The 23,359-nt window shown below is 68.0% G+C and carries 21 protein-coding genes; 14 read left to right on the top strand and 7 right to left on the bottom strand.

The features are described from left to right. A partial coding sequence (locus A5760_RS10390; protein ID WP_064880302.1) for a septum formation family protein occupies positions 1 to 1,394 on the bottom strand: 1,394 nt, incomplete at its 3' end. Positions 1,395 to 1,506: 112 nt separating this feature from the next. Here A5760_RS10390 and serS point away from each other — a divergent pair. Further along, positions 1,507 to 2,766, top strand: a complete 1,260-nt coding sequence (serS, locus tag A5760_RS10385) for a serine--tRNA ligase (RefSeq protein ID WP_064880300.1) — start codon at positions 1,507 to 1,509, stop codon at positions 2,764 to 2,766. 3 nt (positions 2,767 to 2,769) lie between these two features. Here serS and A5760_RS10380 read toward each other — a convergent pair whose 3' ends face one another. Next, the gene (locus A5760_RS10380) at positions 2,770 to 3,516 is read right to left on the bottom strand and encodes an AraC family transcriptional regulator (RefSeq protein WP_064880297.1); all 747 of its coding nucleotides are present in this window, start codon (positions 3,514 to 3,516) and stop codon (positions 2,770 to 2,772) included. Between the two features lie 77 nt (positions 3,517 to 3,593). On the opposite strand from A5760_RS10380, the gene A5760_RS10375 reads away from it, so the two are divergent. Further along, positions 3,594 to 4,166, top strand: a complete 573-nt coding sequence (locus A5760_RS10375; protein WP_064880295.1) for a class I SAM-dependent methyltransferase — start codon at positions 3,594 to 3,596, stop codon at positions 4,164 to 4,166. Here A5760_RS10375 and A5760_RS10370 read toward each other — a convergent pair. Further along, positions 4,163 to 4,648, bottom strand: a complete 486-nt coding sequence (locus A5760_RS10370; RefSeq protein WP_064880294.1) for a DUF2834 domain-containing protein — start codon at positions 4,646 to 4,648, stop codon at positions 4,163 to 4,165. The genes A5760_RS10375 and A5760_RS10370 overlap by 4 nt on opposite strands. 88 nt (positions 4,649 to 4,736) lie before the next feature. Between A5760_RS10370 and A5760_RS10365 the strand changes: the two genes are divergently transcribed. Then, entirely contained in the window at positions 4,737 to 5,384 is a 648-nt protein-coding gene (locus tag A5760_RS10365; protein ID WP_064880293.1) for a TetR/AcrR family transcriptional regulator, read from the top strand. A gap of 48 nt (positions 5,385 to 5,432) precedes the next feature. Then, a complete protein-coding gene (locus A5760_RS10360) occupies positions 5,433 to 6,995 on the top strand; it encodes a phytoene desaturase family protein (protein WP_064880292.1) in 1,563 nt (520 codons plus the stop codon). Between the two features lie 10 nt (positions 6,996 to 7,005). Here the strand turns inward: A5760_RS10360 and A5760_RS10355 are convergent, their stop codons facing one another. Both A5760_RS10355 and A5760_RS10350 read right to left on the bottom strand, forming a co-directional pair. Continuing rightward, a complete protein-coding gene (locus tag A5760_RS10355; RefSeq protein WP_064880291.1) occupies positions 7,006 to 7,338 on the bottom strand; it encodes a hypothetical protein in 333 nt (110 codons plus the stop codon). Then, positions 7,335 to 8,885: an MBL fold metallo-hydrolase gene (locus A5760_RS10350; RefSeq protein ID WP_064880290.1), complete on the bottom strand. Its 1,551-nt coding sequence runs from the start codon at positions 8,883 to 8,885 to the stop codon at positions 7,335 to 7,337. Before A5760_RS10350 ends, A5760_RS10355 begins: the two co-directional genes overlap by 4 nt. Before the next feature lie 200 nt (positions 8,886 to 9,085). Here A5760_RS10350 and A5760_RS10345 point away from each other — a divergent pair, with 200 nt between their 5' ends. Genes A5760_RS10345 through A5760_RS10330 form a run of 4 tightly spaced genes read left to right on the top strand, consistent with a single transcriptional unit; the run spans position 9,086 to position 12,265 of the window. Further along, the gene (locus tag A5760_RS10345) at positions 9,086 to 9,853 is read left to right on the top strand and encodes a lysophospholipid acyltransferase family protein (protein ID WP_064880289.1); all 768 of its coding nucleotides are present in this window, start codon (positions 9,086 to 9,088) and stop codon (positions 9,851 to 9,853) included. A gap of 9 nt (positions 9,854 to 9,862) precedes the next feature. Then, positions 9,863 to 10,615 carry a lysophospholipid acyltransferase family protein gene (locus A5760_RS10340; protein WP_064880288.1) on the top strand — a complete coding sequence of 251 codons (753 nt, stop codon included), beginning with the start codon at positions 9,863 to 9,865 and terminating at the stop codon, positions 10,613 to 10,615. 14 nt (positions 10,616 to 10,629) lie between these two features. Continuing rightward, positions 10,630 to 11,415 (top strand): lysophospholipid acyltransferase family protein, encoded by a 786-nt coding sequence (locus tag A5760_RS10335; RefSeq protein ID WP_064880287.1) that lies wholly within the window; start codon positions 10,630 to 10,632, stop codon positions 11,413 to 11,415. Between the two features lie 34 nt (positions 11,416 to 11,449). Next, on the top strand, positions 11,450 to 12,265 hold the full coding sequence (locus tag A5760_RS10330) for a Cof-type HAD-IIB family hydrolase (RefSeq protein WP_064880286.1): 816 nt from the start codon (positions 11,450 to 11,452) through the stop codon (positions 12,263 to 12,265). Between the two features lie 7 nt (positions 12,266 to 12,272). On the opposite strand, the gene A5760_RS10325 is transcribed toward A5760_RS10330, so the two are convergent. Then, positions 12,273 to 13,943, bottom strand: coding sequence for an N-acetylmuramoyl-L-alanine amidase (locus tag A5760_RS10325; protein WP_419538233.1), 1,671 nt, complete (start codon positions 13,941 to 13,943; stop codon positions 12,273 to 12,275). Positions 13,944 to 14,072: 129 nt separating this feature from the next. Further along, positions 14,073 to 15,131, bottom strand: a complete 1,059-nt coding sequence (locus A5760_RS10320; RefSeq protein ID WP_196772049.1) for a PirG — start codon at positions 15,129 to 15,131, stop codon at positions 14,073 to 14,075. A 254-nt stretch (positions 15,132 to 15,385) separates the two neighbouring features. Between A5760_RS10320 and glf the strand changes: the two genes are divergently transcribed. From glf to ag85A, 6 genes are all read left to right on the top strand, one after another. After that, entirely contained in the window at positions 15,386 to 16,597 is a 1,212-nt protein-coding gene (gene glf, locus A5760_RS10315) for a UDP-galactopyranose mutase (protein ID WP_064880280.1), read from the top strand. After that, positions 16,594 to 18,480, top strand: a complete 1,887-nt coding sequence (locus tag A5760_RS10310) for a glycosyltransferase (protein WP_064880278.1) — start codon at positions 16,594 to 16,596, stop codon at positions 18,478 to 18,480. Before glf ends, A5760_RS10310 begins: the two co-directional genes overlap by 4 nt. After that, a complete protein-coding gene (locus tag A5760_RS10305) occupies positions 18,473 to 19,015 on the top strand; it encodes a phosphatase PAP2 family protein (protein ID WP_196772048.1) in 543 nt (180 codons plus the stop codon). The genes A5760_RS10310 and A5760_RS10305 overlap by 8 nt, the downstream gene beginning before the upstream one ends. Further along, positions 19,012 to 19,920, top strand: a complete 909-nt coding sequence (locus A5760_RS10300; protein ID WP_064880276.1) for a decaprenyl-phosphate phosphoribosyltransferase — start codon at positions 19,012 to 19,014, stop codon at positions 19,918 to 19,920. The genes A5760_RS10305 and A5760_RS10300 overlap by 4 nt, the downstream gene beginning before the upstream one ends. Beyond that, on the top strand, positions 19,907 to 21,880 hold the full coding sequence (gene aftB, locus A5760_RS10295; protein WP_269199114.1) for a terminal beta-(1->2)-arabinofuranosyltransferase: 1,974 nt from the start codon (positions 19,907 to 19,909) through the stop codon (positions 21,878 to 21,880). The genes A5760_RS10300 and aftB overlap by 14 nt, the downstream gene beginning before the upstream one ends. A gap of 337 nt (positions 21,881 to 22,217) precedes the next feature. Then, a complete protein-coding gene (gene ag85A / locus A5760_RS10290) occupies positions 22,218 to 23,261 on the top strand; it encodes a diacylglycerol acyltransferase/mycolyltransferase Ag85A (RefSeq protein ID WP_064880336.1) in 1,044 nt (347 codons plus the stop codon). The last annotated feature ends 98 nt before the right edge of the window (positions 23,262 to 23,359 follow it).

Genomic DNA, 23,359 nt, shown 5'->3' with positions numbered 1-23,359 from the left:
AGATGTGTATAAGAGACAGGGGGTGGCGGCGCAGGCGGCGCCGCCGGCGCCTCGGGTGCCGGATTGGCCGGCGGGGCCCCGTTGTCCGCCGGCGGCGGTGCCTGCTGGGCGGGCGCCTGCTGGGCGGGCGCCTGCTGGGCGGGTGCCTGCTGGGGTTGCTGAGCCGGCTGCTGTCCGGGCAGGTGCTGGTTGTTGGGCGGGATCTCCGGGGCCGAGCCCGTGCCGGCACTCGAGCCGGACTGGCTGGACGGCGACTGCGCCGGGGCCTGCAGGGGGATCGGCGGCATGGTGAGCCGCTCTTCGGGAATGTCGGGCGGCGCCACCGGCGGCTGGCCGTTGATCAGCAGCTGACCCTTGGCGCTGTTCAGCAGGGTGGCCCAGCCGCCGTTGCCCAGCGTCGCGCCGATGCTGCAGGCCACCTCACGGCTGCCCGCGGTCCAACTGGCCAGCGGCACCGTCGGGTAGATCAGCGTCAGGGTGGTGGTGCGCAGCTTGACCGGCGCCAGGTACGCGTCGGTCATCTTGGTGCACGAGTCCTTGATGAAGCCGTCCTGGTCGGGCTCGGCGGGCAGGGCGCCGGGGAACTTCTCGGCAAGGTTGACCGTGCCGGTGACCTCCATCGCGTGCGGCGCCGCGCAGTCGACCGGCGCATCGGTCGGCTGGTTGGTCGCCGGATCGATGCCCAGGCACGTGCCGGCCGGCCACACCTTGGACTGGTCGACGTCGGCGACCTTGCCCTTGAACGCCTGCTGCTGGTTGTTCATGCCGGGCAGCTGCAGGCCGCACAGCATGCGGCGATCGCCGGACTGGCGCCAGGCCCGGTCACCGGGCCACAACAGGCTGACGGTGAACCGGCTGTTCGGATCGAACTTGGCGCCGAGGTAAGTGCGGACGGCGGCCTCGCACTGCTCCTGGGTGATTTGTTGAATGCGCGCGGGGGTCGGGGGTGCGGCGTTGGGCCCGTACTCCGAGCCCGGGAACGTCCGCATGTCAATGGATTCGGCGACCTCGAACTTGTGCTCGTCGCCGCAGTTGACGATCCTGGCCGACTCCGGGGTGGTGTCCGGCCACATCAGGCACTCGCCGGGGGAGGCGCGGTTGAAGGCCGCGTCGCTCTTGGTGCCGGTGCTACGCACCGGGCTGCTGTCGAGGAACCGCCCCGACCCGGCACCACCGACCGGGATCGCGGTGACCAGCCCGGCGATCAACAGTCCGCCGAGCGCGGTCAGCAGCAGCGCGCGCCGGGTCGCCCGGGCCTGCAGGCTGCGCGGCCAACCGAAGGCGGACGGCTGCTGGCCGGACGACTCATCGGTCGAGGCGGCGGACGACTCGACCACCCGGCCTTCCCGGGCTTCCGAAAGTTCCTTCTCGGGCGCGTGCGACATCCGCTCCATTCTGACAGCAGCACCTGAGACGCGTGACAAAAGTTACTGATGTGAGTCCTGCGGTCAGCGGGGGCGGGTGCTCCGCCAGCCGGCCGGAACCGGTGAAAGTAGTCTCAGGGCCGTGATCGACCTGAAGCAGCTCCGGGAAAACCCCGACGTCGTGCGCCGCTCCCAACTCAGTCGCGGCGAGGACCCGTCGTTGGTGGACGCCCTGCTGACCGCCGACGCCGCCCGCCGGGCCGCGATTTCGTCGGCCGACTCCCTGCGGGCCGAGCAGAAGGCCGCCAGCAAGAGCGTGGGGGCGGCGTCCCCCGAGGAGCGCCCGGCCAAGCTGGCACGCGCGAAGGAACTGGCCGAGCAGGTGAAGGCCGCCGAAATCGCCCAGGCCGACGCGGCGACGGCGTTCACCGCGGCGCACATGGCCATCTCCAACGTTGTCATCGACGGGGTGCCCGCCGGTGGCGAGGACGACTTCGCCGTCCTCGACATGGTCGGCGAGCCCGCGGCGATCGACAACCCGAAGGACCACCTGGAGCTCGGCGAATCGCTCGGGCTCATCGACATGCAGCGTGGGGCGAAGGTGTCCGGGTCGCGGTTCTACTTCCTGACCGGCAAGGGTGCGCTGCTCCAGCTGGGCCTGTTGCAGCTGGCGTTGCGGCTGGCCGTCGAGAACGGCTTCATCCCGATGATTCCGCCGGTGCTGGTGCGCCCGGAGGTGATGGCCGGCACCGGATTCCTGGGCGCGCACACCGAGGAGGTCTACCGGGTGGAGGCCGACGACCTGTACCTGGTGGGCACCTCGGAGGTGCCGCTGGCCGGCTATCACTCCGACGAGATCCTGGACCTGTCCGGCGGGCCGCTGCGATACGCGGGATGGTCGTCATGCTTCCGCCGCGAGGCCGGCAGCTACGGCAAGGACACCCGGGGCATCATCCGGGTGCATCAGTTCGACAAGGTCGAGGGCTTCGTCTACTGCACACCCGCCGACGCCGAGGCGGAACACCAGCGGCTGCTGGGTTGGCAACGGGAGATGCTGGCCCGCATCGAGGTGCCGTACCGGGTGATCGACGTCGCCGCGGGCGATCTCGGCTCGTCGGCCGCGCGCAAATTCGATTGTGAGGCTTGGGTTCCCACCCAGGGGGCCTATCGCGAGCTGACGTCGACGTCGAACTGCACCACGTTCCAGGCCCGCCGGCTGGCCACCCGGTATCGCGACGAGGCCGGCAAACCGCAGACCGCCGCGACGCTGAACGGCACGCTGGGCACCACGCGGTGGCTGGTGGCGATCCTGGAGAACCACCAGCAGCCCGACGGCAGCGTGCGGGTGCCCGAGGCGCTGGTGCCGTTCGTCGGCGCCGAAGTGCTGGAGCCCACCGGCTAGCGCCTAGAACGCCTTACCGGCCAGCTGGCCGGGAGTGTGCCCGAACGCTCGCCGGTAGCTGTCGATGAAGGCACTCGGTGTGGCCCAACCGCATTCGGCCGCCACCGAGGTGACATCGCGCCGTTCGGCGAGCAGCACCAGGGCGTGTTGCAGCCGGACCTGGGTGCGCCACTGCGGGAACGTCATGGCCAGCTCGTCGCTGAACAGGCGGCTCAGCGTGCGCTGGCCGACGCCGACCCGGTCGCCAATCTGCTGCAGCGTCAACGGCTCTCGCAGGTTGTCGGCGATCAACGCGCAGGCTTGACGCAGCCGGCTGTCGACGGGGGTGGGGATCCACAGCGGCTCTCCGACGCTGGTCGCCGGTAACTGATCGTGCAGCACGGCCAGCATCCGGTGATGCTCGTCGGTGTCGGTGCCATCGGTTTGCGAACACGCGATGATCAGTTCGCGCATCAATGGAGTGACCGCCAGCACGGCGGGCGCCGCGGGGCCGTGATAGCGGCCGGGGTCCAGCGCCACGCCGTGAAATTGCGTGGTGCCGTGGAACTTGTGTTCGTGCCAGCAACCCGCCGGTATCCAGATGGCACGATTCGCCGGCGTGATCCACGTGCCCGCCGGGGTGGTCACCGAGACCGCGCCCGACGACGGGTAGACGATCTGGTGCAGGGCATGCCGGTGCCGTTCGATCTGCGCTCCCGGCGGCAACGTCTGCGTCGACGTCGCCGGGCCGTGGTGGCTGAATTCCGACATATCCAGGCAGGATATCGGAAGCCCGCAGCACGGGTGATCACATAGCGTTCGGGTTGACCGACAGAAAGGGGATCACGATGGCGATGAATCTCCTGCACCGACGCCGGTGCAGCTCAGCGGGCTGGGAAAAGGCGGTGGCCGATCAGCTGTTGCCCTGGGCGCTGCGGGGCGTCGAATTGGGCACGCGCACTTTGGAAATCGGCCCCGGGTACGGGGCGACGCTGCGCGCACTGCTCGAGCGCGCGGCGTCGCTCACCGCGGTCGAAGTGGACTCCGCGATGGCCGATCGCCTGCAGCGCCTTTATGGCGACCGGGCGCGCGTCATCCACGGCGACGGCGGCGAGACCGGATTGCCCGCAGACCATTTCACCTCGGTGGTGTGCTTCACGATGCTGCACCACGTTCCGCGCCCCGAGTTGCAGGACCGCCTGTTCGCCGAGGCGTTCCGGGTGCTACAACCCGGAGGCGTCTTCGCCGGCACCGATGGCGTTCCGTCGTGGGCGTTCCGTTTGATTCACGTCGCCGACACCTACAACCCGATCGCGCCGAGCGAGTTGCCCGGCCGGCTTCGAGCCGCGGGATTCAGCGACGTCCACACCGACGTCAAGGGTGGCCGGCAGAAGTGGCGGACTACCAAACCGGTCGGCTAGGCGTCGACCGTCGCGCGGTCCTGTTCGTGCCGGCGCTGGCGTTCCATGGTCGCGAAGTAGAACGCGAATGCGAACGCGAAGCTGGTGAACAGGCTGGACACGAAGTACAGCCACGGGTGGCGCAGGCCGCGGCGGTAGCCGTCCACGATCGTAAAGATCGGCAGCAGAACAACATTGGCGATCGTGTAGTCCTGGCTGGCCGAGCTGGCGGCCGGGTTGGTGAACATCAGCTTGATGTATTCGACCCAGCTGCCGTGTTCGCCCCAGAGCGGGTTGGTGGATCCGTGCGCGTACTGGTGCACGAAGGTGATGTTGAAATACCAGCCGAGGGCGACCGATGCGATGCCGACGACGTAGTACACGACTTCCATCGGCGAGAAGAGCGGGCCGTTGGCCGGCCGGGCGAAAACCTTCGAGTTGGCCGTGACGATCCAGCTGATGACCGCCAGGCCGAGTACCGCGTGAGTGAGTAGCGAGACCATGGGCGCAGTCTCACCCCCGCCGCAAAGTTTTGTCAATATTGACACAACAAACGCGATGGCAACTCCGCCGGCTTGGTACCTTCTTCCCATGGTCAGGCCCGCGCAGACGGCACGCAGCGAGCGCACTCGCGAAGCGTTGCGGCAGGCCGCCCTGGTGCGATTCCTGGCCCAAGGGGTGGAGGACACGTCGGCCGAGCAGATCGCCGCCGACGCCGGGGTGTCGCTGCGGACGTTCTACCGCCACTTCAGCTCCAAGCACGATCTGCTGTTCGCCGACTACACCGGTCTGCACTGGTTTCGCTCCGCCCTGGATGCCAGGCCGGCCGAGGAACCCATCATCGACTCGGTGCAGGCGGCCATCTTCTCGTTCCCGTATGACGTCGACGCCGTCACCAAGATCGCCGCCCTGCGGCAAGACGAGCTGGACCCCGGCCGCATCGTCCGCCACATCCGGGAGGTCCAGGCCGACTTCGCCGATGCCATTGGCGCGCAGCTGCAACGGCGCAGCCGCGGGGCCAACGGCGCCGCGGATCCGACGGCGGACCGACGGGTGCGTACAGCGGTCACCGCGAGATGCATTGCGGCCGCGGTGTTCGGCGCGATGGAGGTTTGGATGGACAGCGACGAGCGGTCGCTTGGCGAACTCGCGCGGCTGTGCCACGCGGCGCTGGAGGCGCTGCGGGCGGGGATCACCGACACCTGGGTCACGGCGACCGCCCGCCAAGTTTCGTCATAATTGACAAAACTTTGGCGTCGTGCGAGCCTCCATTCCGGAGGGCAGGACATGACTGATTACGACGCGATAGTTATCGGCGCGGGCCACAACGGGCTGACCGCGGCCGCGCTGCTGCAGAAGGCCGGGCTGCGGACCGTGTGCCTGGATCCCAAGCTCTACGCGGGCGGCATGGCCTCCACCGTCGAGCTCTTCGACGGGTACCAGTTCGAGATCGCCGGCTCGGTGCAATTCCCGACGTCCCAGGTGGTGGTCGACGAGCTGGGCCTGGACACCATTCCGACGATCGACCTGGACGTGATGTCGGTGGCCGTGCGCGGCGTCGGCGACGATCCGCTGGTGCAGTACAGCGACCCCATCAAGCTGTTCACCCATCTCAATGAGGTGCACGGCGCGGACGCCGTCAACGGCATGGCGGGGCTGATGGCCTGGAGTCAGGGGCCGACCCGCGCGCTGGGCCGGTTCGAAGCCGGCACACCACCCAAGAGCATCGACGAGATGTATGCCTGTGCGACAAACGAATTCGAGCGCTCGGCGATCGACGACATGTTGTTCGGCTCGGTCACCGACGTGTTGGACCGCTACCTGCCGGACCGCGAGAAGTTCGGCGCGATCCGCGGCTCGATGACCGTGCTGGCCGTCAACACGCTCTACCGGGGGCCGTCCACGCCCGGCAGCGCCGCCGCGCTCGCCTTCGGCCTCGGCGTGCCCGACGGCGACACCATGCAGATGAAGAAGCTGCGCGGTGGCATCGGCGCACTGACCTCGCACCTGTGCGACGTGCTGCAAAGCCGTGGCGGCGAACTCCGGTTGCGCACCAAGGTGACCGAGATCCTGGTCGCCGACGGACGGGTGAGCGGGGTGCGTACCGAGGCGGGCGAGACGTTGAACGCCCCGATCGTGGTCTCTGGCATCGCCCCGGACGTCACGCTCAACGAGATGATCGAACACGGTGAGCTGCCCGCCGACATCCGGGAACGCTATGCGCGCATCGATCACCGCGGCAGCTACCTGCAGATGCATTTCGCGCTCGAGGAGGCGCCCGTCTTCGCCGCGCCCTACGAGGCCCTCAACGAGCCGGCCATGCAGGCCTCGATCGGCCTGTTCTGCACGCCGGAGGAAGTCCAGCAGCAATGGGAGGACGCGCGGCGCGGAATCGTTCCGGCCGATCCGACCGTCGTGTTGCAGATCCCGTCGCAGAACGACCCGGGCCTGGCGCCGAAGGGAAAGCACGCCGCGTCGGCGTTCGCGCTGTTCTTCCCGATCGAGGGCGACGTGGATTACGGGCAGGCCAAGGTCGAAATGGGCCAGCGGGTGATCGACAAGATCACCCGGCTCGCCCCGAATTTCGAACGCAGCATCATCCGCCACACCACCTTCACGCCCAAGCACATGGGCGTGATGTTCGGCGCGCCCGGCGGCGACTACTGCCATGGGCTGTTGAACGCCAACCAGATCGGGCCCAACCGGCCCGGCCCGCGGGGATTCCTCGGCCAGCCGATCCCGATCGAGGGCCTGTATCTGGGCAGCGCGGGCTGTCACGGCGGCCCGGGGATCACCTTCATCCCCGGCTACAACGCGGCGCGCCAAGCGCTCACCGACCGGGGCCGGTAGAGCGCGCGTCCTAGCCGCGCCGGGGGAGCAGCTCGTCCAACAGCGCGGTGAACTCGTCGGGACGCGCCGGCGTGAACGCGGGGGCGGGCCGCGTGCCCGGCACGTCCAGCGTGATCAGCTTCGACCTGAAGGGCCTGCTGATGTCCAGCGGCAGCCAGCGGCGAAAGTCCGAGCTGCCCCATATCCGAAACCGGTGGGTGAAGAGCCCCAGGTCTTCGGTTTTGTACCCGCGGATCGTATCGAGGGTGATCACCTTCGCCGTGCCCGAAGGAAAGTGGTAGCGGCGCAACGTGATCGCCGCACGGTCCAGCTGGACCAGGCCATCATCGTAGGAGTCGTTCACGCCCGTGAACTCCGCAGCTGGTGCCCTTTCGCGGTCAGGCAGCGCCCGTCGTCCAGTCGCCACTGCCAGCCATGCAGGTTGCAGGTCAACGTGTTTCCCTCGACCACACCGAATTTCGACAGGTCGGCCTTGAGGTGCGGGCAGCGGCGCTGAATCTCCCAGCCGTCCAGCGTGACCGAGGCCGAGTCGTCGTGGGTCTCGGCGAACCAGCCGTCGGCGTAGGCGATCCGCTCGTCGGTCAGGCACTTGAAGAACGTGTAGAGGTACTCGTTGTAGCCGCCGACTCGCCAGGCCCTGAACCGGGTCGACAGGAAGATGGTGTTGACCCAGTCCGGCTCGCCGTCACGCAGCACGGTGCGGACCAACTCCGGTGCAATCGCGAACCCGTAGCGAACCTTCTCATCCGGAATCCGTTCCCGCACGGCCCGTTTCGGGAAGTCCAGGATCACGGTCTCCGGTCCGAGCGCAAGCTCGACGGGATAGCCGATCCCGTCGCAGATCTCGTCGCTTTGCGACATGATCGGCTCGAACAGGGCGCGCAGCGGTTCCAGCAGCGGCTCCCCGGCGGCCGGCGCCCAGCTGGCCCGCTGCGCGGCGACGACCGGTGCCATGCGTTCGGCGTACTCGGCGATGTAGTCGGCCTTGCCCGTGGTGAAGATGGCCTCGACCTCGTCCGTGGGCAGCGGATGTGTCAGCGAATTCAGGGTGGAGCCGGTGAAGTCGGCGGTCGACCCGGGGATCATCAGCAGCCCGCCGTCGTTACCGTGCCTGCGCATCTGGTCCAGGAAGACCATCTGGTCGGGGAAGATGTTGGCCGGATCCGCGTGGTCGTCGTTGAGGTCGCGCAGCTCCGGGTCCAGGAAGCAGGGCGGGCCCGCGGACGGGACCACCCACGTCGCGCCCACCTGGGCGAGATACTGGCGGGCGCGGTCCATCTGGCGTTGCCGCTTCTGGACGCCGAAGGACTCCTTGGCGCGGTCCGGCATGTCATAGACCATCGGGTACCAGATGGCCCCCGAGTACTGCAGCATGTGCACGTCGATGTGCCCGAACTCGGACGCCAGCACGTCCAGGTCCACGGGCCGTGCGTCGTTCATGTTGAAAACCGTTGTCGCGCCGTCGGAAACCAACAGCGCCGAATCACCGATCGGGCCGTCGGCCGGTGCCCGCAAGGCGATGATCATGACGTCGAGGTCGCCCTTGGGGCCGCTGATCCGGTGCTTGACCGAGTTGCTGGTCTCGAAGAACCGGTGAAAACCCAGCTTCTCCAACTCATTTCGCAGATCGGGCACCGGGAAGTCCGGCAGCAACACCACCGCGTCCTTGTTGACGTGCTCGGCCAGATTCTTCGCGTCGAAGTGATCCTTGTGCAGGTGCGACACATACAGGTAGTCGCAGTCACCCAGGTCGTCCCAGTCCAGCGTGCTGTTGTCCGGGAACGGGAACCACGAGGCGAAGTAGGCGGGATTGACCCATGGGTCGCAAAGGATGCTGCCCGCTTGGGTCTGGATCAGAAATCCGGCGTGGCCGACGCTGGTGACCTGCACTGATACCTTCCTGGGGCCGGTTTGAAAGCTGCTGCGGCCTCGGCCGGGGATGACGGCTTTTCAGCCCCCGAGCTTAGCGCGAGCCGGCACCATCGGCCTGCCACCGCCGTCGGGTGACGGCGCCCCCGCACCCGGTCCGTCCACCTGGGGTTTCCGGCTGTTAGGGCGGCCCGGGGGCGGGAGCATTAGGCTGAACTGCTGTGGAACCGGTTTACGGGACTGTCATTCAGGTCGCCCGCCTGGTGTGGCGCGCCCAAGGTCTGAAGATCACCATCACGGGTGTCGAGAACCTGCCGAAAAGCGGCGGTGCGGTGATCGCGATCAACCACACCGGCTACCTGGACTTCACCTTCGCGGGACTGCCGGCCTACAAGCAGGGCCTGGGTCGCAAGGTGCGGTTCATGGCCAAGCAGGAGGTTTTCGACCACAAGGTCACCGGGCCGATCATGCGCAGCCTGCGGCACATCTCGGTGAATCGCCAAGACGGCGCCGCCTCCTTCGAGGCCGCCGTCCGGCATCTGAAGGACGGCGAGCTGGTCGGCGTCTACCCTGAGGCCACGATCAGCCGCAGCTTCGAGATCAAGGAATTCAAATCGGGGGCCGCGCGCATGGCCGTCGAGGCCGGGGTGCCGATCGTTCCGCACATCGTGTGGGGTGCCCAGCGGATCTGGACCAAGGACCACCCGAAGAAGCTGTGGCGTCCGAAGGTTCCGATCACGGTACTGGTCGGCGAACCGATCGAGCCGACGCTGGGCATCGAGGAACTGAGGGGGCTGCTGCATTCGCGCATGCAGCATCTGCTGGAGCGCGCTCAGGAGATGTACGGGCCGCACCCGGCCGGCGAGTTCTGGGTGCCCCACCGGTTGGGCGGAGGCGCTCCGTCGCTGGCGCAAGCGGCCCAGTTGGAGGCCGAGGAGGCGGCCGCCCGGGCGGCCCGCCGGGGCCGGTCCGCAGGGGCGTCGGAGTAGTGATCGACGGTGGAGCCGACCTTCCGCGCCTTGGAGCTTCTGGCTCAACTGGCGGTCAAGGCCACCGGCACCGAGATCACCTACCGGGGTGAGGAGCACGTCCCCGAGCGGGGCGGCGCCGTGGTCGCGATCAACCACACCAGCTATGTCGACTTCCTCCCCGCCGCGCTCGCCGTACATCGCCGGGGACGTCGGCTGAGGTTCATGATCAAAGCCGAGATGCAGCAGGTCAAGCCGGTCAATTTCCTGATCAAGCACACCCGGACCATCCCGGTGGACCGCGGCTCCGGGGCGGGCGCCTATGCCATCGCGGTGCAGCGGCTGCGCGAAGGCGAACTGGTCGGGGTGTATCCGGAAGCCACGATCAGCCGCAGCTTCGAGCTCAAGGAGTTCAAGACCGGCGCGACCCGGATGGCCATCGAAGCGGGCGTCCCGATCGTGCCGGTGATCGTCTGGGGAGCGCAGCGAATTTGGACCAAGGATCACCCGCGGAATGTGGGCCGCGCCAAAATACCTATTACTGTGCAGGTAGGCGCGCCGCTATGGGCGCGCGAAGACATCGCGCAGACCGACGCTGCCCTGCGCGATTCGATGACCACCTTGCTGCACCGGGCGCAACAGCACTATCCGGGCGAGCCCGGGGCGTACTGGATGCCGCACCGGCTGGGCGGCGGAGCGCCAACCCTGGCGGAAGCCGCTCGCATTGAGGCCACCGAGGCCGCGGCCCGCGCGGCCAAAAGGACCGAGCGTCCGTCGCAGTAGGCGAAGGAGATGACATGCCCGAGGGGTTCTACCGGTTGGCGGAGTGGATCGTCCCGCCGATGGTCGCGATGCAGGGGACCAAGTTCACCTACCACGGCCTGGAGAACATTCCGGCACGCGGCGGCGCCCTGCTGGCCCAGAACCACACCAGCTACCTGGACTGGCTCCCGACGCTGATGGCCGTCCGCGAGCGCAAGCGGCGTGCGTACTTCATGATCAAGGCCGAGATGGCCGACGTGAAGGCGGTCAACTACGTCATCAACCACGCCCGGCTCATCCCGGTGGATCGCAGGTCGGGACACGACGCCCTCGATATGGCCGTGCAGCGCATGCGCGAGGGCGAGCTGATCGGGATGCACCCAGAGGCCACCATCAGCCGCAGTTTCGAACTGCGCGAGTTCAAGACCGGGGCGGCGCGCATGGCGCTGGACGCCCAGGTGCCGATCGTCCCGATCGTCGTGTGGGGCGCTCACCGGATCTGGCCCAAGGACCATCCGAAGAAGGTGTTTCGCAATAAGGTTCCGATCACCGTGGCGGCCGGGCAGCCGTTGCCCCCGCGGGGCACGCCCGAGGAACTCAACCTGCTGTTGCGTTCGGCGATGAACGACCTGCTGTATTCGGTGCAGGAGGAATATCCGCACCCGAAAGACGAATACTGGGTGCCGCGCCGGCTGGGTGGCAGCGCGCCCACCCAGGAGGATTCCCGGGCGCTCCGGTTGTCGGAGTTGCAGGAGCGGTTGCAGAAGTACGGAACCGACGGCGTGACGCGACCCGGGCAGAGTCAGAGCGGGCGGCATTGAGCGGTCCGGCCAGCCGCCGCGGCGGGCGGTTCCGATGACCCTGCCGGCGCTCATCGCCTGCGACGTCGACGGCACCCTGTTCGACGACGACGAGAAGGTCTCTCCCCGCACCCGCGACGCGATCCGCGCCGCGGTGGCCGCCGGTGCGCAGTTCGTGGTGGCGACCGGCCGTCCGCCGCGCTGGATCCGGCCGGTCGTCGATGCGCTGGGTTTCGCGCCAATCTCGGTGTGCGCCAACGGCGCCGTCATCTATGACGCCGCGACCGACCGGGTGTTGTCGACCCGCACCCTGGCCGTCGACACCCTGGCCGAGCTGGCCGAGCTGGCGACCCGCGTCATCCCCGGCTCGGGCCTGGCCGTCGAGCGCATCGGCGAAAGCGCCCATGACACGGCGACTCCCCAGTTCGTCAGCTCGCCGGGTTACGAGCATGCCTGGCTCAACCCGGACAACACCGAGGTGTCGATCCAGGATCTGCTCAGCGCCCCGGCCATCAAGCTGCTCATCCGCCGATCCGGAGCCCGCAGCGCCGACATGGCGGCTGAACTGGCCAAGCACGTCGGCATCGAGGGCGACATCACCTACTCCACCAACAACGGCCTGATCGAGATCGTGCCGCTGGGCACCAGCAAGGCCACCGGCATCGACGAGATCGCCCGGCCGCTGGAGATCGCCCGCGAGGAGGTGGTGGCGTTCGGCGACATGCCCAACGACCTGCCGATGCTGCGCTGGGCGGGGTACGGCGTGGCGATGGGCAACGCCCATCCGGACGTGCAGGCGGCCGCCGACGAGGTCACCACCGCCAACAACGACGACGGGGTGGGCCGGGTGCTGGAACGCTGGTGGCTCTAGCGGTCGGTCACGTGGGCGTGGGGTGCGACGGCAGCGAGAAGTGCTCGGCCGGAACCGTTGGGCCGCTTGGGGCTTCGGTCGTCAGCGGAACGGTGATCCCGTCCACGACCTCGGTGACGTTTCCGGTCAGCCGCTCGTAGTTCAGCGTGCCGTGCTGAAAGTTCTGCGTAATCTGCAGCGGCTCTTGGATTTCCGCGCTGGTCGGTAGGCCGAGCGGGCCGCGCTCGTAGCTCTCCGAACCCCAGGCGTCGTAGATGGCGCCGGTGACCGGCTGGGCGCCGGTCTCGGGTGACCAGTACATCGCGCCCCGGGCGAACGTGACGAAGCGGGCGTCGCCTTCCGCGCTGTCCTCCGGGGAGGTCGGGGAGCCCAGCACGCTGTTCGTCCCGCCGATCGCCTGCCAGTGGTCATAGATCGCACCGCCCTGCAACGCCCTGAGCAATTCTTCCGGCGGATCGTTGACATGCGATGCAATGTCCCGCATTTCGTCCATCAGCGCGTAGGCGGCGTTGCCCGGGCAATCGGTGTTCCCGACGTCGCGGTGGGTGAAGATGGTCGGCAGCGTCGCGATGGAGCCGGCCGGAAAGGTGGTGTAGTGGCTGCCGGCCGACTCCAGTTGCACCGTGCCCTTGGGGTCGACGTTGTCCAGGCCCAGCCGCCAGCCGAGCAGCCGTCCCATGGTTCGGAGCTGGATCGGCGTGGGGGGCACGTCGTCGAAGTTGCCGATCATCGCCACACCCCAGGTGTTGCGGTTGAACCCGCCGGTGTGGAAGGCCTCGACCGCCTTCGTGAGACCGCCTGCGCTGCCCTCGAATACCTGGCCGTACTTGTCGACCAGCGCGTTGTAGGCGATGTCGCACCAGCCCAGCGTCTTGCTGTGGTAGGTGTAAATGGCCTTGACGATGCCGGCCGATTCCAGCGGCGAATAGTCATTGCTGCCCGCGGTGTGGTGCACGACCGCCGCGCGAATCCCGTTGTCGTACTGCGGGCTACCGCAGCGCAGCGACTCGTCGGCGCCCCACTGCGCGCGGCCGATGATGGGCGGAGCCTGGCCGGGCATCAGCACCCCGGCCGGTGGAGTCCAATGCGTTTCGACGGGCGCTTGCGGTGGGGAGATGAGGATGGCCGAGATGTTCTGGCCGAAGGGCTGTTCCCTGGACGCCGGCTTGTAGCCCAGGTCGGCCTTCTCGCTCGGCGGCGCCGGCGGCGGTTGGGTCACCGCCGCGTCGAGCGGGCGGGTGACCGCGATCTGGACGGTCGTGGTGGTGCCGACGAACACCGGATCGGTGCCGCGTGGCCCCTCCGTCGCCGCGCCGGGATGGTCGGGCCCCGAGGACTCTTCGCCGCCGGCTCGGGCCGGATCGGGTGCCGCGGTTTCGTACTCGGTCTGATACCAGGGGCCCCACGAGCCGTCGGGGCGCTTCGCGCGCACGCGGGTCGACGTGCCGGCCAGGTCGCCGGTCAGGGCGACCAGAGAAAACGGGGTGGCCTGACTGATTTCGCGAACCGTGACGCCCGCGCCCAGCCCGACCAGCGGCTGCTCGACGAGTTGGGTGCCGCGTGACGGCGGCGCGCCGGCGGCGCCGCGGTCGCGTGTCGTGCCCGCCACCCAGGAGACGAGGACGACGGTCGCCGCCATGGCGGTGAGCAACATCGTCGGCGCACGGCTGCGAGACACCAGCTGATGTTACGTGTGTTTCTAATGTTATCTATGGGACGACACGAACTCAGCGTCGGCGAATCTGCACAAAATCGACGGCACCGCAGATGATTCTGCGGTGCCGTCTTGTGGAGGGTTTGTAAAGGACTAGACCGGGGGCAGTGCCGGCAACGCGCCGGCGGCCGCCGGCAACGCACCGGCCGCACCCGCGGCGGCGGGAAGAGCGCCCGCGGCGGCACCCGGGAGGGCACCAGCGGCACCCGGCAGGGCACCGGCGGCACCCGGCAGCGCGCCGGCGGCACCTGGCAGGGCACCGGCCGCACCCGGCAGGGCGCCCGCGGCACCGGCGCCGCCATGCATGCCCTGCGTGATGGCCGGCATGACCAGGCCCTTGAGCAGGTCGATCGCCTGGCCCGCACCCAGCTGGTTGGCGGCTTGCATCACGTCGTTGACCAGACCGCCACTGGCACCACCGGTGCCCGAACCGCCGCCCAGGCCGGTACCGCCGCCGCCGATCGGCGAAGCGTTACCGAAGGTCGACGGGTCGCCCAGGATCGGGTAGGTGCCACCGGCGCCCGGGTCCAACCCGGCTCCGGAGTCGATCGGCACCTCACTCGGCGACATCGCCGGACCACCCAGGCCCGGAGTGACCCCGGCCGGGCTGGTCAGCCCGGGGTTGGACAGCGCCGGGTTGAGCCCGGCCCCCGGGGTCGCGACACCGCCACCAGGGGTGGTCGGCAACGCGCCGGGTGCGGTGAGCCCGGGCGTCATCGGCGCCATACCGGGGCTCGTCAGGCCCGGGCTCGTCAAGCCGGGACTGGCCACGCCTGGCGTCAAACCGGGGCTGGTCAGACCGGGGCTGGTCATGCCCGGATTGGTCAGGCCCGTCGTCCCCAGTCCGGGGGTTCCGAGGCCCGGAGTGCCCAGGCCGGGGCTGGCGAGACCCGGCGTGCCGGCCGTACCCCCGCTCAAGGCGGGCACCGGGGGCATGTTGATCCCGAACTGCGACAACCCCTGCGACAGCGCGCCCATCAGCTCACCGGGCAGGTCGCTCATCAGCGCGGCCTGCTTGAACTCGTGATGCTCGGGCGCTTTGTCGCCGGCAGTCGATTCGTAGACAAGGAAGTACGCGCAAGGACTCGCCACTGCCAGGGCGGCAACCGCGCTCATGGCTGTTGAGAGCTTGCGTCGGCGTCGGTTCGGCACGGAAGTCTCCTCTATCTGACTATGTGTTGTGTCGGCGCGTCCCACCGGTCCTATCTGGTGGGAATCACACAAAGTCGATGGTACGAGTGGTGAGCCTGTTACTAGAGTGGTGATATTGAATCGTGAGGCAATTGCGACCTCGACTGTGATCGCGGATTCCCGGGCGCCGTAACAGCCGTTGTCACATGGCGAACGCCGCCGCATGGCCTCGCCAAATGGGTTAGGGCCACGCGGTCGGATACCCTAAGCAACCGATGACCGCTCGTTTCGATCTTTTCGTCGTCGGCTCTGGATTCTTCGGACTGACCATTGCCGAGCGCGTGGCTACCCAGCTCGGGAAGCGCGTCCTCGTCGTGGACCGCCGACCGCACATCGGTGGCAACGCCTACTCAGAAGCCGAGCCGCACACCGGCATCGAGGTGCACAAGTACGGCGCCCACCTGTTCCACACCTCCAACAAGAGGGTCTGGGACTACGTGCAGCAGTTCACCGACTTCACCGACTACCGGCACCGCGTCTTCGCGATGCACAACGGGCAGGCCTACCAGTTCCCGATGGGGCTGGGCCTGGTGTCGCAGTTCTTCGGCAGGTACTTCACCCCGGACGAAGCCCGCAAGCTCATCGCCGAGCAGGCCGCCGAGATCGACACGGCCGACGCGCAGAACCTCGAGGAGAAGGCGATCTCGCTGATCGGCCGGCCGCTCTACGAGGCCTTCGTCAAGGGATACACGGCCAAGCAGTGGCAGACCGACCCCAAGGAGCTGCCGGCCGCGAACATCACCCGGCTGCCGGTGCGCTACACCTTTGACAACCGCTACTTCAGCGACACCTACGAGGGCCTGCCCGTCGACGGCTACACGGCCTGGCTGCGCAACATGGCCGCCGACGAACGCATCGAGGTCAGGCTGGACACGGACTGGTTCGACGTGCGGGACCAACTGCGCGCGGACAGCCCCGACGCGCCGGTCGTCTACACCGGGCCGCTGGACCGCTACTTCGACTACGCCGAGGGCCGGCTGGGCTGGCGCACCCTCGATTTCGAGCTGGAAGTGCTGCCCACCGGCGACTTCCAGGGCACTCCGGTGATGAACTACAACGACCCCGATGTGCCCTACACCCGCATCCACGAGTTCCGTCACTTCCACACCGAGCGCGACTATCCCGCCGACAAGACCGTGATCATGCGGGAGTACTCGCGGTTCGCCGAAGACGACGACGAGCCCTACTATCCGATCAACACCGAAGCCGACCGCGCCCTGTTGGCCGCCTACCGGGCCAGGGCGAAGTCCGAGACGGCGTCGTCGAAGGTACTGTTCGGCGGCCGGCTGGGCACCTACCAATACCTGGATATGCACATGGCCATCGCCAGCGCCCTGAACATGTACGACAACGTGCTCGCGCCGCACCTGCGGGACGGCGCATCCCTGATAGAAGCCCAGAACAAAGAGGAAGGCGCGCGCAAGTGACTGCCGTGAGCCTGCTGTCCCGGATCATCCTGCCGCGTCCCGGCGAACCGCTCGACGTCCGCAAGCTTTATCTCGAGGAGTCGACGACCAACGCGCGGCGTGCCCACGCCACCAGCCGCACCTCGCTGGAGATCGGCAAAGAGTCCGAGGTGTCGTTCGCCACCTACTTCAACGCGTTCCCGGCCAGCTACTGGCGGCGCTGGTCCATCTGTCAGTCGGTGGCTCTGCGGGTCGAGCTGACCGGAACCGGGCGCGTCGACGTGTACCGGACCAAGGCGACCGGGGTGCGAATCTCGGTGGAGGGCCGCCAATTCGTCGGCACCGACGACCAGCCGGCCGTCGTCGAGATCGAGGTACCGCTCAAGCCGTTCGAGGACGGCGGCTGGATCTGGTTCGACATCACCACCGACACCGCGGTCAACCTCATCAGCGGCGGCTGGTACGCCACCGAGCCCGCCCCGGGCACGGCCAACATCGCGGTCGGCATCCCCACGTTCAACCGCCCCGCCGACTGCGTCAACGCGCTGGCCGACCTCACCGCGGATCCGTTGGTGGACAAGGTGATCGGTGCGGTCATCGTGCCGGACCAGGGTGTGCGCAAGGTGCGCGACCACCCGGACTTCGCGGCGGCGGCCGCGGGGCTGGGCAGCCGGCTGTCCATCCATGACCAGCCCAACCTCGGCGGTTCCGGCGGCTACAGCCGGGTGATGTATGAAGCGCTGAAAAACACCGACTGCCAACAGATCCTGTTCATGGACGACGACATCCGCATCGAGCCGGACACGATCCTGCGGGTGCTGGCGCTCAACCGCTTCGCCAAGAAGCCGACGCTCATCGGCGGGCAGATGCTCAACCTGCAGGAGCCGTCGCACCTGCACATCATGGGCGAGGTCGTCAACCAGGCGAACTTCATGTGGACCGCCGCACCGCACGCCGAGTACGACCACAACTTCGCCGAATTCCCGTTGAACGACAAGAGCGATCGGAGCGCACTGCTGCACCGGCGCATCGACGTCGACTTCAACGGCTGGTGGACGTGCATGATCCCGCGGCAGGTCGCCGAGGAACTGGGTCAACCGCTGCCGCTGTTCATCAAATGGGACGACGCCGAATACGGCCTGCGCGCCGGCGAACACGGCTATCCGACGGTCACGCTGCCCGGCGCCGCGATCTGGCACATGGCCTGGAGCGACAAGGACGACGCCATCGACTGGCAGGCCTACTTCCACCTGCGCAACCGCTTAGTGGTGGCGGCACTGCACTGGGACGGCGACATCACCGGACTGGTCCGTAGCCACCTCAAGGCGACACTGAAACACCTTGCCTGCCTTGAGTATTCGACGGTAGCGATTCAGAACCGGGCCATCGACGACTTCCTCGCCGGCCCGGAGCACATCTTCTCGATCCTGGAATCGGGTCTGCCAGAAGTGCACCGGCTGCGCAAGGAATACCCGGACGCCGTCGTGCTGCCGGCGGCCAGCGAGCTGCCGGCGCCGCGAAACAAGACCAAGGCGATGAAGCCGCCGGTGAACCCGGTGTCGATCAGCTACCGGCTGGCCCGCGGCATCCTGCACAACATGACCAAGGCCGACACCGAATCCCACACCCGGCCCGAGTTCAACGTGCCGACCCAGGACGCGCGCTGGTTCCGGCTGTGCACGGTCGACGGCGTGACGGTCACCACCGCCGACGGTTGCGGCGTGGTCTACCGGCAGCGCGACCGGCGAAAGATGTTCTCCCTGTTGTTCGCATCGCTGCGCCGTCAGCGCCAGCTGCTCAGCCGGTTCGACGAGATGCGCCGGGTGTATCGCGATGCGCTGCCCGTGTTGTCCAGCAAGCAGAAGTGGGAGACGGCATTGCTGCCCGCTGCAGAACATGCATGAGGCCGCCGCTGCACAGGCGCCCCGCGGGGAGGTGGCCGCGCTGGTCGCCGTCCAGGCGGCACTGAGCGATCGTCCCGGGGCGCTGCCGGTGGCACGCGCCCTGTCCCACTTCGGCGAGCACAGTATCGGCTGGGTCGCCATCGCCGCGCTGGGCGCGGTGCTGTCGCCCAAGCACCGCCGGGAGTGGCTGGTGGCCGGGGCCGGTGCGTTCGCCGCGCACGCCGCCGCCGTCATCGTCAAGCGGATCGTGCGCCGCAAAAGGCCGCACGATCCCGCCGTCGCGGTCAACGTGGGCACGCCCAGTCAACTGAGTTTCCCGTCGGCACATGCCACTTCGACCACCGCCGCGGCGATGCTGATGGGCCGGACCACGGGTTTGCCGCTGCCCGCTGTCCTGGTGCCCCCAATGGCGTTGTCGCGGATGCTGCTGGGAGTGCACTACCCCAGCGACGTGGCCTTCGGCATCGCCCTGGGTGCCGTCGTCGCGGCGATCGCGCGCCGCGCAGGAGAGGTCGCAAGAGGTGAAGCCGCATGAGTGAGGACGTCGTGACCCGCCCGCCCGCCAACCTGGTCTCCGGGGTGATCAAGGCGATCCGCCCCCGGCAGTGGGTGAAGAACGTACTGGTGCTGGCCGCGCCGGTGGCCGGGCTGGGCAGCGGTATCCGCTATGACTACGCGCAGATGCTCACGCAGGTGGGCTTGGCGTTCGTGGTGTTCAGCCTCGCGGCGTCGTCGGTCTATCTGGTCAATGACGTGCGCGATGTCGAGGCCGACCGCGAGCACCCGACCAAACGGTTCCGGCCGATCGCGGCGGGCATCGTCCCCGAGTGGCTGGCGTACTTCTTGGCGCTGCTGCTGGGACTGGCCTCGCTGGGCATCGCGTGGGCGGTGACGCCCAACCTGACGCTGGTGATGGCCGTCTACCTCGTCATGCAGCTGGCGTACTGCTTCGGCCTCAAACATCAAGCCGTGCTTGACATCTGCATCGTGTCGTCGGCGTATCTGCTGCGGGCCATCGCCGGTGGTGTGGCCGCCGATATCCCGCTGTCGCAGTGGTTCCTGCTGTCGGCCGCGTTCGCTTCGCTGTTCATGGTGGCCGGCAAGCGCTACGCCGAGCTGCAGCTGGCCGAGCGCACCGGCGCGGCGATCCGCAAGTCGCTGGAGAGTTACACCAGCACCTACCTGCGATTCGTCTGGACGCTGTCGGCCACCGCGGTGGTGATCTGCTACGGCCTGTGGGCGTTCGAGCGCGACCGCCATTCGGGGTCCTGGTTCGCGGTGTCCATGGTTCCGTTCACCATCGCGATCCTGCGCTATGCGGTCGACGTGGACGGCGGGCTGGCCGGCGAACCCGAAGACATCGCGCTGCGGGACCGGGTACTGCAGCTGCTGTTCCTGGCGTGGATCGCGACAGTCGGAGCCGCCGTTGCCTTCGGTTAGCCCCGAACTGCAGGCTCTCAAAGCGCGCATGATGCGGAGCCGGCCGGTGATCAGGCGGCCCGGCTGGCCGGTGTTTCCGTACACCACGATGGTGCGGGTCAGCCTGTGGATCAGCGTGGCGCTGGTCGCCATCCTGTTCGGCTGGGGGAGTTGGCAGCGGCGGTGGATCGCCGACGACGGGCTGATCGTGCTGCGCACCGTGCGCAATCTGCTCGCCGGCAACGGACCGGTGTTCAACCAGGGTGAACGGGTGGAGGCCAACACCTCCACGGCCTGGACCTACCTCATGTACGTCGGCAGCTGGGTCGGCGGCCCGCTGCGCATGGAATATGTCGCGCTCGCGCTCGCGCTGGTGCTCTCGGTGGTGGGGGTGGCGCTGCTGATGCTGGGCGCCGCGCGGCTGTACGCCCCGAGCTTGCGGGGCCGCAGGGCGATCATGTTGCCCGCCGGCGCACTGGTCTACATCGCGCTGCCGCCGGCGCGGGACTTTGCCACCTCCGGGCTGGAAAGCGGTTTGGCGCTGGCCTATCTCGGGCTGCTGTGGTGGATGATGGTCTGCTGGGCGCAGCCGGTGCGCAACCGCACCGATAACAAGGTGTTCGCCGGCCTGCTGGCGTTCGTCGCCGGGTTCAGCGTGCTGGTCCGGCCGGAGCTGGCGCTCATGGGCGGGCTGGCGCTGATCATGATGCTGGTCGCGGCCCGGACCTGGCGCCGCCGGGTGCTGATCGTGGTGGCCGGGGGTTTCCTGCCGGTCGCCTACGAGATTTTCCGGATGGGCTACTACGGCCTGCTGGTGCCGGGCACCGCCCTGGCCAAGGACGCGGCCGGGGACAAGTGGTCCCAGGGCATGATCTACCTCTCCAACTTCAACGCGCCGTATGCGGTGTGGATCCCGCTGGTGCTCCTCGTGCCGCTGGGCGTGCTGCTGTTCGCCGCCCGCCGGCGGCCGTCGTTCCTGCGCCCCTTGCTGGCGCCCAACTACGGGCGGGTGGCCCGCGCCGTGCACAGCCCGCCGGCGGTGGTGGCGTGGGTGCTGATCAGCGGCCTGTTGCAGGCCCTCTACTGGACCCGGCAAGGCGGCGACTTCATGCACGCCCGGGTGCTGCTGGCCCCGCTGTTCTGCTTGCTCGCTCCGGTCGCCGTCATCCCGATCGCCATCCCCGACGGCCAGGACTATTCGCGGGAGACCGGTAACTGGGTCGCCGGCGCGGCCGGTGCGTTGTGGCTGGGGTTGGCCGGATGGGCACTGTGGGCGGCGAATTCACCCGGGATGGGCGACGACGCCACCCACGTCACCTACTCCGGGATCGTGGACGAACGCCGGTTCTACTCCCAGGCCACCGGCAATGCGCATCCGGTGACCGCCGCGGACTACCTGGGCTATCCGCGGATGGCGGCCATCCTGACCGCCCTCAACAACACTCCCGAAGGCGCGCTGCTGCTGCCGTCGGGCAATTACATCCAGTGGGACCTGGTGCCGCAGGCCCAGCCGGCGCCGGGCGACAAGTCCGCGCAAAAACCCCAGCATGCAGTGTTTTTCACCAACCTCGGCATGGTCGGCATGAACGTCGGGCTCGATGTCAGGGTGATCGATCAGATCGGTTTGGCGAATCCGCTTGCGCAACACACCGAACGGCTCAAGCACGGCCGCATCGGGCACGACAAGAACCTCTTTCCGGACTGGGTGATCGCCGATGGTCCCTGGGTGAAGCTGCCCCCGGGGATACCGGGCTACCTGGATGCGCAGTGGGTTGCAGAGGCCGTCGCGGCGCTGCAATGTCCTGAGACGAAGGCGATGCTCAGCTCGGTGCGCGCGCCGATGACCCCGCATCGATTCGTGTCCAACCTGGTGAACTCCTTCCAGTTCACTGGGTACCGGATCGACCGGGTGCCGCGCTACGAACTGGCCCGGTGTGGGCTGCCGATGCCTCCGGAGCTACCGCCCCCACCTCGCGAGTAAGCGTCGCGCAGAAGAATTTTCGGCACGCGCCGAACAAATCACAGTGCGTCGGTCTCGAAAAAATGGCAGCAACATCACGATTGGCCTCTCACCAGCTCGCAATGACCGTCAGGCACACGTGAAAATGGCGCCTTTTAGACACATGTTTAAATTGAAATGCGCTGGGTAGGAGGGCTGCTCGACTGTTGGCGGCCGCGCCTCGATGCGACCGAATGGCACAACGTGTGGTTGACTACACGAGCACTGCCGCGCCCGCGCGCAGGCAGTTCGACCCAATCAAGAAAGTGGCCGGTCGGTGAAATGCGCCGAGGGCTGCAAGAAGGATGAGGAAGCAAGGATGACGCTTGTCGACAGATTGCGCGGCGCCGTGGCGGGTATGCCGCGTCGGCTCGTGGTGGCGGCCGCTGGTGCGGCATTGCTCTCGGGCCTGATTGGTGCCGTCGGAGGCTCGGCAACCGCCGGGGCCTTCTCGCGCCCGGGTCTGCCGGTGGAGTACCTGCAGGTTCCTTCCGCCGGAATGGGCCGCGACATCAAGGTCCAGTTCCAAAGCGGTGGCGCCAACTCGCCCGCGTTGTACCTGCTCGACGGTATGCGCGCGCAAGATGACTTCAACGGCTGGGACATCAACACCCCGGCGTTCGAGTGGTACAACCAGTCCGGCATCTCGGTTGCCATGCCGGTCGGTGGCCAGTCCAGCTTCTACTCCGACTGGTACAAGCCCGCCTGCGGTAAGGCCGGCTGCACCACGTACAAGTGGGAGACCTTCCTGACCAGCGAGCTGCCGGCGTACCTGCAGAGCGAGAAGCAGGTCAAACCGACCGGCAGCGCTGTCGTCGGTCTGTCGATGGCCGGTTCGTCGGCGCTGATCCTGGCTGCCTACCACCCCCAACAGTTCGTCTACGCCGGCTCGCTGTCGGCGCTGCTGGACCCGTCGCAGGGCATGGGGCCGTCGTTGCTCGGCCTGTCCATGGGCGACGCGGGCGGCTACAAGCCCGCCGACATGTGGGGACCCAAGGAGGACCCGGCGTGGGCGCGCAACGACCCGTCGCTGCAGGTCGGCAAGCTGGTCGCCAACAACACCCGCATCTGGGTGTACTGCGGTAACGGCAAGCCGTCGGACCTCGGTGGCGACAACCTGCCCGCGAAGTTCCTCGAGGGCTTCGTGCGGACCAGCAACCTGAAGTTCCAGGACGCTTACAAGGCCGCGGGCGGCCAGAACGCCGTGTTCAACTTCGACGCCAACGGCACCCACGACTGGCCCTACTGGGGCGCACAGCTGCAGGCGATGAAGCCTGAGCTGCAGTCGGTGCTGGGCGCCACCCCGGGTGCGGGTCCGGCCACGGCCGCCACCACCAACGCCGGTAACGGTCAGGGCACCTAAACACGCCAAGCATTACGACGAGCGGCGGGAACCCTTCGGGGTTTCCGCCGCTCGTCGTTTGCGGTGTGTGTGACTTGTTTCACTACCCGGCGCGCGGG

The organism is Mycobacterium colombiense, from assembly GCF_001665835.1.
Lineage (GTDB): Bacteria > Actinomycetota > Actinomycetes > Mycobacteriales > Mycobacteriaceae > Mycobacterium > Mycobacterium colombiense_A.
Note: the sequence above shows the minus strand (reverse complement) of the source record. Positions and strands in the feature narration are given on the sequence as shown.